15 protein-coding genes are annotated in these 13,196 nt (G+C 59.3%); 14 read left to right on the top strand and 1 reads right to left on the bottom strand.

Annotated features, from left to right (window positions below; all coding sequences use genetic code 11):
• Positions 1–137: 137 nt before the first annotated feature.
• From tkt to ACQK2Q_RS12855, 14 genes are all read left to right on the top strand, one after another.
• Positions 138–2,123: a transketolase gene (tkt, locus tag ACQK2Q_RS12920; protein ID WP_425410151.1), complete on the top strand. Its 1,986-nt coding sequence runs from the start codon at positions 138–140 to the stop codon at positions 2,121–2,123.
• Between the two features lie 9 nt (positions 2,124–2,132).
• Positions 2,133–3,140 carry a type I glyceraldehyde-3-phosphate dehydrogenase gene (gene gap / locus ACQK2Q_RS12915; RefSeq protein WP_425410150.1) on the top strand — a complete coding sequence of 336 codons (1,008 nt, stop codon included), beginning with the start codon at positions 2,133–2,135 and terminating at the stop codon, positions 3,138–3,140.
• Between the two features lie 63 nt (positions 3,141–3,203).
• Positions 3,204–3,656 (top strand): hypothetical protein, encoded by a 453-nt coding sequence (locus ACQK2Q_RS12910; RefSeq protein WP_425410149.1) that lies wholly within the window; start codon positions 3,204–3,206, stop codon positions 3,654–3,656.
• The gene (locus tag ACQK2Q_RS12905; protein WP_425410148.1) at positions 3,643–4,848 is read left to right on the top strand and encodes a phosphoglycerate kinase; all 1,206 of its coding nucleotides are present in this window, start codon (positions 3,643–3,645) and stop codon (positions 4,846–4,848) included. The genes ACQK2Q_RS12910 and ACQK2Q_RS12905 overlap by 14 nt, the downstream gene beginning before the upstream one ends.
• Positions 4,849–4,882: 34 nt before the next feature.
• Complete coding sequence (locus tag ACQK2Q_RS12900) at positions 4,883–5,776, top strand: fructose bisphosphate aldolase (protein ID WP_425410147.1); 894 nt, start codon at positions 4,883–4,885, stop codon at positions 5,774–5,776.
• 172 nt (positions 5,777–5,948) lie between these two features.
• The gene (locus tag ACQK2Q_RS12895; RefSeq protein WP_425410146.1) at positions 5,949–6,833 is read left to right on the top strand and encodes a Coq4 family protein; all 885 of its coding nucleotides are present in this window, start codon (positions 5,949–5,951) and stop codon (positions 6,831–6,833) included.
• Positions 6,834–6,878: 45 nt separating this feature from the next.
• On the top strand, positions 6,879–7,523 hold the full coding sequence (gene thiE / locus ACQK2Q_RS12890; protein WP_425410145.1) for a thiamine phosphate synthase: 645 nt from the start codon (positions 6,879–6,881) through the stop codon (positions 7,521–7,523).
• 77 nt (positions 7,524–7,600) lie between these two features.
• Complete coding sequence (locus ACQK2Q_RS12885; protein WP_425410144.1) at positions 7,601–7,732, top strand: hypothetical protein; 132 nt, start codon at positions 7,601–7,603, stop codon at positions 7,730–7,732.
• Positions 7,733–7,781: 49 nt separating this feature from the next.
• Positions 7,782–8,753 carry a tetratricopeptide repeat protein gene (locus ACQK2Q_RS12880; RefSeq protein WP_425410143.1) on the top strand — a complete coding sequence of 324 codons (972 nt, stop codon included), beginning with the start codon at positions 7,782–7,784 and terminating at the stop codon, positions 8,751–8,753.
• 49 nt (positions 8,754–8,802) lie between these two features.
• Positions 8,803–9,303 (top strand): crossover junction endodeoxyribonuclease RuvC, encoded by a 501-nt coding sequence (gene ruvC / locus ACQK2Q_RS12875; RefSeq protein ID WP_425410142.1) that lies wholly within the window; start codon positions 8,803–8,805, stop codon positions 9,301–9,303.
• Entirely contained in the window at positions 9,304–9,936 is a 633-nt protein-coding gene (gene ruvA, locus ACQK2Q_RS12870; protein WP_425410141.1) for a Holliday junction branch migration protein RuvA, read from the top strand.
• An 11-nt stretch (positions 9,937–9,947) separates the two neighbouring features.
• Positions 9,948–10,490 carry a hypothetical protein gene (locus ACQK2Q_RS12865; protein WP_425410140.1) on the top strand — a complete coding sequence of 181 codons (543 nt, stop codon included), beginning with the start codon at positions 9,948–9,950 and terminating at the stop codon, positions 10,488–10,490.
• Entirely contained in the window at positions 10,483–11,523 is a 1,041-nt protein-coding gene (gene ruvB, locus ACQK2Q_RS12860; RefSeq protein ID WP_425410139.1) for a Holliday junction branch migration DNA helicase RuvB, read from the top strand. The genes ACQK2Q_RS12865 and ruvB overlap by 8 nt, the downstream gene beginning before the upstream one ends.
• A 70-nt stretch (positions 11,524–11,593) precedes the next feature.
• Positions 11,594–12,106, top strand: a complete 513-nt coding sequence (locus ACQK2Q_RS12855; protein ID WP_425410138.1) for a DUF3592 domain-containing protein — start codon at positions 11,594–11,596, stop codon at positions 12,104–12,106.
• On the opposite strand, the gene ACQK2Q_RS12850 is transcribed toward ACQK2Q_RS12855, so the two are convergent.
• Entirely contained in the window at positions 12,098–13,144 is a 1,047-nt protein-coding gene (locus ACQK2Q_RS12850; RefSeq protein WP_425410137.1) for a hypothetical protein, read from the bottom strand. The two genes, ACQK2Q_RS12855 and ACQK2Q_RS12850, sit on opposite strands and share 9 nt — an antisense overlap.
• Positions 13,145–13,196 lie beyond the last annotated feature (52 nt).

Here is a 13,196-nt window from a genome sequence, read left to right as displayed (position 1 = left end):
GATTTTCGCGTCAATTTGGCCCTGGCTTGTGATTCTGTCCAGCGGGCCTGCCGCCAGCCTTGACCGTTCCATCGCCGCGATGCATGTACGCTCGCGTTATTTCCGCGTTTAATCAAGCTTCATTTGGGGCGTATCGCATGACTGACGCCAGCCAGGCACGGCACGATTTTCCACATATGGCGAATGCTATCCGCGCATTGTCCATGGACGCGGTGGAGCGCGCCAATTCCGGGCACCCCGGCATGCCCATGGGCATGGCGGATGTCGCGACTGTTCTGTTTTCCCGGTTTCTGAAATTTAATGTGGAAAAACCGGGCTGGCCCGACCGCGACCGGTTCGTCCTGTCAGCCGGTCACGGCTCAATGCTGATTTATGCGCTCGGCTATCTGCTCGGTTATGAGGATATGAGCCTTGAGCAGATAAAGACCTTTCGCCAATTGGGTTCGATAACGGCGGGGCATCCTGAATATGGTCATGCGCCCGCAGTGGAGACGACAACCGGACCGCTGGGACAGGGACTCGCCAACGCCGTCGGCATGGCGCTCGCCGAAGCGCATCTGAACGCCCGTTTCGGCGAGGATGTTGTCGATCATCATACCTATGTCATCGCCGGCGACGGCTGCCTGATGGAAGGGATCAGTCAGGAAGCGATTGCGCTCGCCGGCCATTTAAAGCTCCGCAAGCTGATTGTCTTGTGGGACGATAACGATATTTCCATTGACGGGCCGGTGTCGCTTTCCGACTCAACCGACCAGCTTGCCCGCTTCGCCGCCAGCGGATGGGAGACCGCCCGCGTCGACGGTCATGATTCTGACGCCGTCGCAGCGGCGATTGAAAGCGCAAGACAGTCCGATCGCCCGACGATGATCGCGTGCAAGACCGTCATCGGCTACGGCGCGGCGAAAAAGGCGGGCACGAACGCGGCCCATGGCGCGCCGCTCGGCGATGAAGAAATTGCGGCGGCCCGCAAAAGCCTCGACTGGCCGCATGCGCCATTTGAAATTCCCGATGACGTTTTGAGCGCATGGCGCGACGCCGGCGCGCGCGGACAGGATGCCTATGCGGCGTGGGATAAGCGCGTCAGCGCCAGCGAGCATTGCAACGCTTTTAAAGCGGCGATGGCGGGTGATTACGCCGGCGACCTTTCAGCGGCGCTGTCTGACTATAAAAAAACCCTGACCGACCAGCCGCAGAAACTGGCGACGCGAAAAGCGTCAGAATTGACGCTTGACGTAGTCAATGCGGCCGTGCCGGAAACAGTCGGGGGTTCGGCGGACCTGACAGGGTCGAATAATACGAAAACGAAGAACATCGATATTCTGTCTGCTGAAAATTACGCCGGCCGCTACGTCTATTACGGCATCCGCGAGCACGCCATGGCGGCGGCGATGAACGGCATGGCGCTGCATGGCGGCGTCGTTCCGTATGGCGGCACGTTTCTCGTGTTCACCGACTATTGCCGTCCGTCGATCCGTCTTGCGGCGTTGATGGGGATACGCGTTGTCTATGTCATGACGCATGATTCCATCGGTCTTGGCGAGGATGGGCCGACGCACCAGCCGGTCGAACATCTGGCGGCGTTGCGCGCCATTCCCAATCTGAATGTCTATCGCCCGTGCGACGGCGTTGAAACGGCGGAGTGCTGGGAGCTTTCGCTGAAGCATATTGCAACCCCTTCCGTTATTGCGCTGACCCGTCAGGGACTGGAGCAGGCGCGTCTGACGCATCAGGACGAAAATTTGAGCGCGCGCGGCGCTTACGTGATTGCGGGCGAAGATGCGTATGACGTCACGCTGATTGCGTCCGGCTCTGAAGTGTCGCTGGCGCTTAAAGCGCGCGAAGCGCTGGGCGCGGACGGCGTCAAGGCGCGTGTCGTTTCGGCGCCCTGTTTCGAGCTCTTCGCCGGTCAGTCCGACGCCTATCGGCGGGAAATACTGGGCGACAAGCCGCGCATCGGCGTCGAGGCGGCGTTGCGTCAGGGCTGGGACGCGTTCTTGCGTCCCGAAGACAGTTTTATCGGCATGAGCGGGTTTGGCGCATCGGCGCCGGCCAGCGATCTTTTCAAACATTTTGGCGTTACGGCCGAGGCGGTCGCCGCCGAAGCCAAACGGTTGATCGGGTAGGAGGAATGAATGGCTCTAAAAGTTGCAATTAACGGCTTTGGACGGATCGGGCGCCTGGCGCTGCGGTCCATTGTGGAAACCGGGCGCAAGGGCGTCGATGTGGTGGCGATCAACGATCTCGGTCCCGTCGAGACGAACGCGCATCTTGTTCAGTACGACTCCGTGCATGGTAGATTCCCCAACGAAGTGAAGGTGCGCAACGATACGATCGATGTCGGGCAGGGGCCTATCAGGGTATTGTCCGAGCGTGATCCGGCAAAACTGCCCTGGGGCGAAATGGATGTGGACATCGTTTACGAGTGCACAGGTTTTTTCGCGTCGAAAGAAAAAGCCGCGTTGCATCTGGAAGCTGGCGCAAAACGGGTTCTCGTATCAGCGCCGGCCTCCGGCGCCGACAAGACGATTGTTTACGGCGTCAATCACGGCAGCCTGACAGCGGAAGACCTGGTTGTCTCCAACGCCTCGTGCACGACGAACTGTTTGTCGCCGGTCGTAAAAGTCCTGCATGACGCGATCGGCATCGAGCGCGGTTATATGACGACGATCCACTCCTATACGGGCGACCAGCCGACGCTCGATACGATGCACAAGGACCTTTATCGCGCCCGCGCGGCGGCGATGAACATGATCCCTACCTCGACCGGCGCGGCGAAAGCGGTCGGCCTTGTATTGCCGGACCTCAACGGAAAGCTTGCGGGCTCGTCGGTGCGCGTGCCGACGGCGAATGTTTCCGTTGTCGATTTCGTGTTTACGCCAAAGCGGGATACGACAGTCGAAGAGGTCAATAACGCCATTACGGAAGCAGCCAACGGCAAACTTAAAGGCGTTCTGGGCTTTACGGATAAGCCGCTCGTCTCGTCCGACTTCAATCATGATCCGCGTTCGTCGATTTTCGCCCTCGATCAGACGCAAATTCTCGAAGGCAAGCTCGTACGCATTCTGACCTGGTACGATAATGAGTGGGGTTTCTCGACCCGCATGACGGATACGGCGCTGGAAATGGCGCGTTATCTGTAAAAGGGAACTCTTCAGGCTGAAAAATCGTTCTCACCGGGGCGATTTTTTCAGCGGAGGCCGGCCATGATGAACACCAGTATCTCTTTGAGGATTTTTACGGCGCTGGCGTTCGCCGGGCTTGCGGCGTGCAACGAAAAAGTCGTCGTTGAAGAACCCAAGGCCACCGAAGAGGGCGAGCCGCTTGTCGGCGCCGCGGCTGATCCGCTGTATATCGGCGTATGGGCCGCAGACAAAGAGCTGTGCGCCGTTGCGCCGGGCGAGCCGGGACCCGTTGAATTCACGGCGGATCAGTTTCTGGGATATGAAAACACCTGCGATATCCTGTCTTCGGAAGAGGGGACCGACGGCGGCTGGCGGCTTGAAATGCGTTGCACTGGTGAAGGCCAGACCGTGATGGAAACTGCTGACGTCGATCTCGACGGAGAACGGTTGCGCATTTCGCGAAACGGCGGCGAGCCGGTGACATTTTATTACTGCGATGCGGACGGCGAGGAGCAAGCAAATGGCGGGTTATAAAACGCTCGATGATCTGGACGTCGCGGGCAAGCGGGTCTTGGTCCGCGTCGATTTGAATGTACCGATGAAAGATGGCGAGGTAACGGACGCAACACGCATAGAGCGGTCCCTGCCGACCATTCAGGAACTCTCCAGAAAAGGCGCGAAAGTTCTGCTGCTGTCCCATTTCGGCCGGCCAAAGGGAAAACCTGACGAAGACATGTCGCTGAAACCGGCGGCCAAAGCGCTCGAAAAGTTTCTGGGCGGACAGGTTGAATTTGCTGAGGATTGCATCGGCAAACCTGCAAGCAAGACGGTCAAGAATATGCTCGACGGCGATGTGGCCGTTTTCGAGAACACCCGTTTTCATCCCGGCGAAGAGGCGAACGATCAGGAATTTGCAAAAGCGCTGGCGGAAAATGGCGATTTTTATGTGAATGACGCATTCTCATCAGCGCATCGCGCGCACGCTTCGACGGAAGCGATTGCGCGCCTGCTGCCGTCCGCCGCCGGTCGCGCCATGGAGCGTGAGCTTGATTATCTCAAAGCCGCGCTATCGGCGCCGGTGCGGCCGATGATGGCGGTGGTCGGCGGCGCAAAAGTGTCCACCAAAATTGAATTGCTGTTAAATCTTGTTGGCAAGGCGAATGTTCTCGTGGTCGGCGGCGGCATGGCGAATACGTTTTTGTTCGCCAGGGGCGTCAATGTCGGCAAATCGCTTTGCGAACCCGACCTTGCGGATACGGCGCGCGAGATTATGGCGCAGGCGGAAAAGTCGAACTGCGAGATCGTTTTGCCGACCGATGTCGTCGTGGCGAAAGAGTTCAAGGAAGGCGCCGACCGGGAAGTCGTCGGCGCGGATGCGGTGAAGGGCGACGATATGATCCTTGATCTCGGGCCCGACACGGTCGACCGGATTGCGGATAAAATCGAGAACGCCAAAACGCTGGTGTGGAACGGTCCGCTGGGCGCGTTTGAAATCAAACCGTTCGACACGGCGACGGTGGAGGCGGCGCGTTTCGCGGCGAAACAGGTGGAAGAGTCTGATCTTGTCGCCGTGGCCGGCGGCGGCGATACGGTGGCGGCGCTGGCGGCGGCCGGCGTTGAGGATGATTTCACCTATGTCTCGACTGCAGGCGGGGCGTTTCTGGAATGGCTGGAAGGCAAGACGCTGCCGGGCGTGGCGGCGCTGGAACAATCGCCGGATCAGTGAAACCGGCGATTTAATCGACATTCGGGAGGAATTGATGACCAACGCGAAAATGGCGGACCAGGCCGCCAACAAGGACGGCTTTATCGCCGCGCTCGATCAGTCCGGCGGTTCGACGCCGAAAGCGCTGAAGCTCTACGGTGTCGACGACAGTCAGTGGTCGAACGATGAGGAGATGTTCGGTCTCATCCACGAGATGCGTTCGCGCATTATCAAGGCGCCGCCATTTACCGGCGACAAGGTTATGGGCGCCATTCTGTTCGAGCGGACCATGGACGGCGATATCGATGGGACGCCTACGGCCAAATATCTCTGGGAGGAACGCGGCGTTGTTCCCTTCCTGAAAGTCGACAAGGGGCTTGAGGAAGAGAAAGACGGCGTCAAGCTGATGAAGCCCATGCCGGATCTCGACGCGCTGCTTGAGCGCGCTGTGAAAAAAGGAATTTTCGGCACCAAAATGCGCTCGGTGATTGACGCCGCGAATCCGAAAGGGATCGCCGCCATCGTCGCCCAGCAGTTCGAGGCCGGCAAACAGATCCTGTCCCACGGGCTCATTCCCATTCTGGAGCCCGAGGTGACGATCTCGATACCCGACAAGGCGGAAGCGGAAGATATCCTCCTGGCGGAAATCAAAAAGCATCTGGCGGATTTGCCGGACGGTAAACAAATCATGCTGAAACTGACACTGCCGAGCAATGCGAACCTTTACAAACCGCTGATCGATGACTCGCGTACGATGCGCGTGGTTGCGCTTTCGGGCGGCTATTCGCGCGCGGAAGCGAATGAAAAACTGGCGCAAAACACGGGCATGATCGCCAGCTTTTCGCGGGCGCTGACCGAAGGTCTTTCCGCAGATCAGAGCGATGAGGTGTTCAACGCCAAGCTCGCGGAGGCGATCGACAGCATTTACGAAGCCTCGCGCGCCGGATGACCGCGGGGGCCCCGCCGGCGGCCGGCGCTTCTTGTCATGTCGCAGGCCAAACGCCCGGCTTTTTTCCGATTCTGCTCTTGAAATCGCTGTTGATGAGCGCAACATCTTTTATGTAAACTGGCCAGTGTAACGCTATCCCGTAACACTGGCGGAACAGGAGGATGGCGGCATCATGACAACGCAAGGGGTGGATCCCACAAGCCCGTCAGTCGAACGCATAGAAATTCCGCCGGAAGATTATGAATGGATCAACGGCTATCCGACCCCGCCGTCCATGCCGGTGCGGCCGTTCCATGCATTCGTTAGCGTCATTCGCCTTGTACGTAACAAGGAAGACACCCGTCAGGTTTTTGAAATTGTACAGGCCCTTTCCGGCGACTCGGCAAAAAAAATGTTCAGGCGGTTCACGGCGGCGCCCTACGGAAAACGCGTCGTCGATGCGCCGATCAAGCTCGAAGAGTTCCTTGGCGATCGCGATTATCTGAGAACGCTGCCTGAAGGCAGTCTCGGCCGCGCTTATCTCGCCTTTATGGAAGGGGAGAACCTGACCCCCGACGGTCTTCTGGCGGCCGCCGGCGAGGCTGGCATAGAATATGATGCGTATCCTGAGTTTTCAGAATATATGCGGCTATTCATGCATCTTCAGGTCAGCCATGATCTCTGGCATGTGCTGACCGGTTATGGCCGCGATGCGCTGGGAGAGCTTTGTAACCTTGTGTTTACGCGCCAGCAGACCGGAAACCCCGGATTTAAACTGATCGTCGCCATAGGTTTATTGGCGCAGAAACTGGAACAGCCGTTTCAGCCGATTCAAAAGGCGCTGGCTGAAGCCAAACGGAACGCGCGCAAATCTGAATGGATTCTGGAATATGATGTGGAGGAATTGCTGCCGCTGCCGCTCGCCGAAGCGCGTGCGCGTCTGAACATCGCGGCACCGTCGCTCTATAATGCCATCCCGGCGGAAATAAAACGACAATTATTGAAACCTAAAGTTGCGCAAACACAGGCGGAGCGCGAACGGGCCGAGCGTGAAAGAGCCGCCCTGCAATCGGCCTGACGCGGGCGCTATTAAATTCCGCATAGGTCAGTCTATATAGCGCTGATGCGCCATGATTGCCGTTTATACCTCATCTCGCCGCCGCAGATCGATGATCTCGATGTGATCCGCGATGATTTCGCGCGCGCGCTTGGCGGCGGCGACATTGCCTGTTTTCAGTTGCGATTGAAGACGGCGGAAAAACCAGCGAGCGATACGGAGATTCTTCGCGCCGCAGAGACATTGATACCGCTGGCGCGCGAACATGATGTCGCCTTTCTCATAAACGACCGGCCGGACCTCGCTGTTAAATGCGGCGCGGACGGTGTTCATGTGGGTCAGTCCGACGCCTCGTGCAAAAAAGCGCGGACGGTGCTGGGCGACGACGCCACAATTGGCGTCACCTGTCACAATTCGAAACATCTGGCGTTGCAGGCGGGCGAGGCTGGCGCCGATTATGTGGCTTTCGGCGCGTTTTTTCCAACCGCAACGAAAGCGGCCTCCACGAAAGCCGAGCCGTCACTGGTCGAATGGTGGTCGTTTGCAACCACCTTGCCCTGCGTCGCCATTGGCGGGATCACGCCCGAAAACTGCGGGCCGCTGGTGCGCGCCGGCGCGGATTTTCTCGCAGCGTCCGCTGCGGTGTGGAACCATGCAGACGGGCCGGCGGCGGCGGTAAAATCGTTCAACGCCGCAATCAAAGCTGCATAAGCGATAACCCGGAATGATTCTTGCGTTGTTGGCTTCAAGGCGCTGGCCGCCGATCTGGCAATCGCGGGTGATACGCAATGAGATGGAACTGGCATATTGTGGCGTGCGGCGTCGCCATCGTCGCGCTGAGTTTTTCACTGGCCGTTCTCGGCGGCGTTCATCGCGCGGCGGATCAGGCTGAGATCGCGCTGCAGCCGGACGCGCGATAAACCGCGGCAGCGCTAGGCGCAGGGTGAAAACCATCCTATCCTCAGCGGAATGATGCACCGCCTTTCATGTGTCTTGCTTGCAATCCTGTTTTCGCTCGCGCCTGCCCGCGCCGGCGAAGACGCAGCCCAGGCGTTTCAGCATCTGCTGGACGGTGAATATGATGCAGCGTTCGAAAAAGCTTCGGTTCTCGCCGAAGCAGGCGATGCGGATGGGGAACATCTCCTCGGCTATCTGTACGAAAACGGTCTGGGAACGCAGAAAGATGTTCAGCAGGCCTTGACGCTCTATGCAAAGGCGGCCCGCGCTGGCCAGCCGGACGCGCAATTCGCACTGGGCGAACTTGCTTTCGCCGGAGAGGGCGTTCAGCAAAACGCCGCCACGGCGGCGGGCTGGTACAAGCTGGCGGCGCGGCACGGGCACGCCCGCGCCAAACTCCGGCTTGGCGTGATGTACGCCGAAGGCGACGGCGTTACGGCGGATAAGGCGCGCGCGATTTCGCTTTTCCGCGAGGCGGCGGCGGCGGGCGAAGCCGAAGCGCAGCGCAACCTTGCGATCGCCTATCTCTCCGGCGACGGCGTTTCAAAAAACACGCAGGAAGCCGCCATGTGGTTTGAGAAAGCCGCCGAGGCGGACGATCCCGTGTCGCACTACAATCTCGCCCTTTTGAAACAATCCGGCGTTGTTCCGTCTGACGGGACGCCCGCGCCGGAACACATGCGCAAGGGCGCCGAAGCCGGTTTCCCGCCGGCGCTCGTCGGCTACGGCCTGATGATTCATGACGGCGCGGCGCAAGCGGACGGCCTTTCTCCGGCCGATTTATTTCAGCGGGCGGCGGAAGCGGGCGATCCTCAGGGCATGTTTTTATATGCCGTCTCGCTGGCCGAAGGGGACGGACGCGATCAGGACAAGGCGGGTGCGCTGGCCCTGCTGGATGATCTGCTGGCGCAGCCGGAGTTGCTTGATGCGCCGTTGCGGCAAAACGTTGAAAGTCTGAAAAAACGCCTGCAACGGCGGCGCTAATTCCCCTTTTGTTCTTTTGTTCGGCTGCGAAACGGGTCATGGTCGCGCCATGACAGGCGTGATTCGCATATTCGGAATCGATCCGGGCTCAGCCGCCACGGGCTGGGGCGTTATCGATTGCGCCGGAAGCCGGCTTGCCTATGTGGCCTCCGGCGTGATCCGCACAAAGCGGGCGGCGCCGCACGCGCAAAAACTCGGCGCGATATTCGAAACGCTCACGGCTTTCCTTGAAGAATACAGCCCGGATGAGGCGGCGGTTGAAGAAACATTCGTCAACGCCTCTCCGCGCGATGCGCTGGTGCTGGGGCAGGCGCGGGGCGTTGCGCTTCTCGCGCCGTCGCTGACCGGCTTGCCCGTCTCGGAATACGCGGCGAATTCGGTGAAGAAATCCGTGGTGGGCAAGGGTCATGCGGACAAGCGCCAGGTGGCGGCCATGGTGAAAGTGCTGTTGCCGAAATGCGGCGATGTGGCGGGCGACGAGGCGGACGCGCTGGCGGTCGCCATCTGTCACGCCCATCACGGAACGTTCAGACGACTGGAGGCGTCATAGATGATTGGCAGGCTCAAAGGTTTGGTGATTTCCGTTTCGGAGGATACAGCGCTGATCGACGTGAACGGCGTCGGCTACGAAATCCATGCGGCGCCGCGCGTGTTGCAAAATCTCGGCGTCGGCGAGGAGGCGGCGCTCTCGATTGAAACGCTGGTGCGCGAGGATCTGATCAGGCTTTACGGGTTTCCCTCGGAGAATGAGCGTCAGGCGTTTCGCCTGTTGCAGAGCGTGCAAGGGGTCGGCGCCAAGCACGCGCTCGGGCTGTTGCAGGTTTTAACGCCCTCCGAACTGTACGATGCGGTGACGGCGGAAGATGTCACCGCAGTCTCGCGCGCGCATGGTGTGGGTAAAAAACTCGCCCAGCGCATCGTCACCGAATTGCAGTCGAAAGCGGGAAGCCTCGCAGGCGCGACAGGCGAGGTGATCGCCATGGCCGCGCGCAAAAAAGCGGCGGGCGGGCCGCCTGCTGACCCGGCGCTCAGCGCAAAAGCGGACGCGGTCTCCGCGCTCGCCAATTTAGGCTATGACGGGGTGGAGGCGCGCCGCGCCGTCGCCCGCGCCGCGGAAGCGATGAACGAGCCCGGCGTCGAAGCGCTGATCAAGGCGGCGCTGAAAGAACTGGCGGCGGCGTGAGGAGTAATAAAATGAGTCGATTAATTCTGCTTCTTGTTTCGGTAGTGACGATTGTTTCCCCAACGTTGGCGCAAGAAGCCACTTCTACAGATGAGAGTAAAGATAAAGAAGTCACTTATTTTGACATTCGCAAATTTATTGATGATGGAGTTGTGGAGTGGGGGCGCGTTTCAGGAGATGGCTGGTGGATAAATATAAAAACGACTGATGGATCTCGTTATTACGCTCAGGTTACACCGCAAACTCCTATTGCTGACCATCTTTATGAAGCAGGTATTCCTGTAAGAATTCAGCACAGGGCTGCCGAGGAAGAAACTCCACGTTGGTTAGAGTTTTTGCTAAACCTAGCGCCGCTATTGATCTTTATAGTGTTTTTCTTGTTCCTCATGCTTACTATGGGCCGATCGAATAAAAATCATGTTGATAAATACGACGATTATTTAGCCAAGGAAGACGAGCAGCAGCGGCGATACCTTGAGAGAGTTGAGAAATTTCAAACAGAATTTTTTGAACGTCTTGAGGAAACAATAAAGCGTAGCATGAATAATGGCTGAACCTGCTTACCATAACGACCGGCTGATCGAAGGCGCGCGCAAACCGGAAGATGCGGACGCCGCGCTGCGTCCCAAGCGTCTTGACGATTTCGTCGGTCAGCCGGGCGCGAAGGATAATCTCCGCGTTTTCGTGCAGGCGGCGAAGGCGCGCGCCGAAGCGCTCGATCACGTGCTCTTCCACGGGCCGCCGGGTCTCGGCAAGACGACGCTGGCGCAGATCGTCGCCAACGAGCTTGAAGTCAATTTCCGCGCGACGTCCGGCCCGGCGATCACCAAGCCCGGCGATCTCGCCGCGCTCCTCACCAATCTCGAAGCGGGCGATGTTTTGTTCATCGACGAAATTCACCGCCTGTCGCCTGCGGTGGAGGAAGTGCTCTATCCGGCCATGGAGGATTACGCCCTCGACCTCATCATCGGCGAGGGGCCTGCGGCGCGTTCCGTCCGCATCGATCTGCCGCGCTTTACGTTGATCGGCGCGACGACGCGTTCGGGACTGCTGGCGAAGCCGCTGCTCGACCGGTTCGGCATTCCGGTGCGGCTCGATTTTTATTCCGAAAAAGACCTCGCGCGGATCATTGTGCGCGGCGCGTCATTGCTTTCCGCTGAAATGTCCGCCGACGGCGCCGATGAGATTGCGCGCCGCGCGCGCGGCACGCCCCGCGTCGCCGGACGGCTGTTGCGCCGGGTGCGCGACGTGGCGACGGTGGAAGGCGCCGGCTGCATCGACGCGAAAGTCGCCGACAAGGCGCTCAAGCGTCTTGAAATCGACGGGCTCGGCCTCGATCCGCTGGACCGGCGCTATCTTCGTCTGATTGCGGAGCATTTCGGCGGCGGCCCGGTGGGCGTTGAAACCCTCGCCGCCGCCTTGGCGGAAGCGCGCGACGCGGTTGAGGATGTGATCGAGCCGTTTCTTTTGCAGCAGGGCCTGATCCAGCGCACGCCGCGCGGCCGCGTTCTTTCAAAGAGCGCCTGGACGCATCTGGGATTGTCCGCGCCGAAAAGCGCCGCGGATGATTTATTTACGAACGAATAGACCGCGCTTGGTCATAATATGGTGAGGAATGCGAAGTAGCCTTCCGGCGCAAAATCGGGGAGGCGCATGCATGAGCGGATCGATTTTTCTGACACTGTTTTTCGGACTGTTTCTCGCGGTCGGGTTCGGCATTCTCGGTTTCGGACTGCATTCGCTCAACATGTCGAACAAGGCGCAAAATTGGCCGACGACGCCCGGGACCATCCTTTCATCGGACTTCATCACCAGTACTGACAGCGAGGGCGACACGACGTACAGAACGGATGTGCGCTACACCTACAACGCCAATGGCCGCGAAATCGAAGGCAAGAAAATTGCGTTCGGGTACTCAGGATCAAGCAGCCGCAAGTTTCATAGTGATATTCACAGCGCTTTGCCTTCAGGCGCGCAAGTTGCGGTGCGATACGACCCGTCGAAGCCCGAACGGGCGGTGCTTTCGTTCGGCGTCAATCAGTCGATCAAGTTTCTGCTGATCTTCGGCGCTGTATGGACCATGTTCACGGCCGGAATGATCGCCATATTCTGGATGAGCGGCCAAGGCGCGACGACGCTGCTTGATAATATGATCGTCTATTCACGCTAGAACGCCGAACTCACGCAAATGGCCTTCAATCCGATTACGGAGCGCGGCCTCGTCAAGATCGTCAATGGCGATCACGGCGTAGTTTTCGACGCCTGACGCTTTCGCGATAAAAAGATTGGCGCTGTGCCACCAGTCGCGCCGCGTCAGTTCAATAACGTTTTTCGTGCGCCAGTGCATGACGCCGAACAGCGCCGAGCCCTGATCGGCGATGACGGTTTCCATCTGCGGCGCCATATCATTGAATTTATCCGGCGCGGCGTGGCGGGCGTCGAAAACAAAACCGCCAAGCGATTCGACAATCGCCGCGACACTTTCCGACGGGTAGTCCCGCTGCACCGATTCCGACACCGTGCCGAACCGGCCGAGATAGGTGATCGAGCCTTTGCGGGCCCTGGCGGGCGCCAGCCCGAACGCCGCGCGATAGGCGCCGACATCTTCTTCACGCCAGTAGTAACTCGGAATTGTCTTTCGCAAGACGATCGCTTTCTCGATGCGCAAGGGCGCGTCTGCGATTTCCATTGAATATCCAAGCGCGGCGATGTCGCGGGCCACATAAGGTTTTTCAGCCAGAAACGCCGGCATGACGACGGGCCCGGCGATCTTGTTCGCCGTCGCCATGGCCCGAACGAAGTCGCCGACCCAGTCGCCGTAAGTGTATGGCGTTTCCGCTTCGATGACCGTCCCTTGCGCAATGGTGCGTGCGGCGTCTTTCGGCGTTTTCAGGATTTCCGGCACGGAGGGCGCGCGCACGGAAAACCGCTCGACGATCCCGCCGTTCAGAACGCCCATGCCTTCCGCCGTGTACAGAAGGTTTTCAACCGTTTCGCTTTCAGGGCGGCGTAGTTTGTAAACGAGCCTTTTCTGCGCCGGCTTGTCGCCGGAAAGCGTCAGCGTTTCGGTCTGTTCGGTTTGCCGCGCAGCCTTGCCTGCCGGCGCCCACTTGCCCGTCAGCGCCAGCGTGCGGCGCAAAGGGGCGGCGAGCGCGTTCTTCGCCCGCACGGCGGGGTTGGTCCAGTCCGGATTGCCGATAATTTTCATTTGGCTTGGTTACAGCGCCTTTTCCTTGCAGGGCAAGCGGGCTTGCGACATT

The sequence above is a fragment of the Hyphococcus sp. genome, from assembly GCF_965228385.1.
GTDB lineage: Bacteria > Pseudomonadota > Alphaproteobacteria > Caulobacterales > Parvularculaceae > Hyphococcus.
Note: the sequence above shows the minus strand (reverse complement) of the source record. Positions and strands in the feature narration are given on the sequence as shown.